Raw genomic sequence first — 1419 nt, 5'->3', positions numbered from 1 at the left:
GGAAGTGGTGTACGGGTTCCACCCGTTCCGGGGGTTTCGTCCCGGTAGCGGGTGTCGCCTGAAACGTAAGACGGCCACCGGTTGATCCTTCGAGATGTCTGACGTCACGAAGAGGAGACCAACACGATGACCGCACCCGACAGTCTGCCGTTCGCCGCCTTGTTGGAGGAGAACCTCACCTCGGCGAGTCCCGACTTGTTGCGGGCGATGGTGAAGACGTTCGCGGAGGCGATGATGTCCGCCGACGTGGACCGCGCCTGCGGCGGCGAGTACGGCCGCCCGGGCGAGGACCGGATCAACTCCCGTAACGGATACCGCAATCGGGACTGGGACACCCGGGTTGGCACGATTGACCTGGCGATCCCCAGGGTCCGTTCCGGCACCTACTTCCCGAGCTGGCTGCTGGAGCGCCGGCGCCGGGCCGAACAGGCTCTGATCAGCGTCGTTGCGACCTGCTACCTGCTCGGCGTGTCCACCCGGCGGGTGGAGAAGCTCGCCGAGAGCCTCGGCGTGACCCAGTTGTCGAAGTCGCAAGTCTCCGACATGGCCAAGCACTTGGACGAGCGAGTGGCGGAGTTCCGCAACCGTCCGCTCGACCAGGGCCCCTACACCTTCGTCTGGGTCGACGCGCTCACCCAGAAGGTCCGCGAGGGCGGCCGCGTCGTCAACGTCCACTGCCTGGTCGCGGTCGGCGTCAACAATGAGGGCCAACGCGAAGTCCTCGGCCTGGACGTCGCCACCACCGAAGACGGAGCCGGCTGGCTGGCCTTCCTGCGCTCCCTGGTCGCCCGCGGCCTGACCGGCGTCAAGCTGGTGGTCTCCGACGCCCACACCGGCCTGGTCAACGCGATCGGCGCGACGTTGCCCGGCGCGTCCTGGCAGCGGTGTCGAACGCACTACGCGCGCAATTTGCTTTCGCAGGTCCCCAAGTCCGCCCAGCCCTGGGTCGCCACTCTCCTGCGGACCGTCTTCGAACAGCCCGACGCGAAGGCCGTTCGCCAACAGATGGCCACGGTCATCGCCACCCTCGACGAGCGATTCCCCAAGGCTGCGGAGCACTTGGAGGACGCCCGCGAGGACCTGCTGGCCTTCGCCGTCTTCCCCCGGACGGTCTGGAAGTCGATCTGGTCGAACAACCCGCAGGAGCGGCTGAACAAGGAGATCCGGCGTCGCACCGACGTCGTCGGGATCTTTCCGGACCGTTCCTCGATCATCCGGCTGATCGGTGCAGTCCTGGCCGAGCAGAGCGACGAGTGGGCCGAACAGCGCCGCTACATCGGATCCGAGATCCTCGGCCGCTGCCGCCTCCACCCGATCGAGGGAGAAACCCCCGACGAGACCACTGCAACAGCCTTGACCGCCTAGCCTGAAACCGGATCACCGAGTGGCCGTCGATACACCACTCCGGCGGACGTGACC

The 1419-nt window shown here is 67.0% G+C and carries 1 protein-coding gene; it reads left to right on the top strand.

Features of this window, described 5'->3' with window-relative positions:
- Positions 1-126: 126 nt before the first annotated feature.
- Positions 127-1365 carry an IS256 family transposase gene (locus ACWD4U_RS34760; protein WP_363462298.1) on the top strand — a complete coding sequence of 413 codons (1239 nt, stop codon included), beginning with the start codon at positions 127-129 and terminating at the stop codon, positions 1363-1365.
- Positions 1366-1419 lie beyond the last annotated feature (54 nt).

This window comes from Kitasatospora sp. NPDC002522 (genome assembly GCF_053595195.1).
This window is presented reverse-complemented; position numbering and strand designations above follow the sequence as displayed.

What these genes read in the sequence shown, in the direction of transcription:
- ACWD4U_RS34760 (WP_363462298.1), top strand. Translation starts at nt 127, where the DNA reads ATGACCGCACCCGACAGTCTGCCGTTCGCCGCCTTGTTGGAGGAGAAC.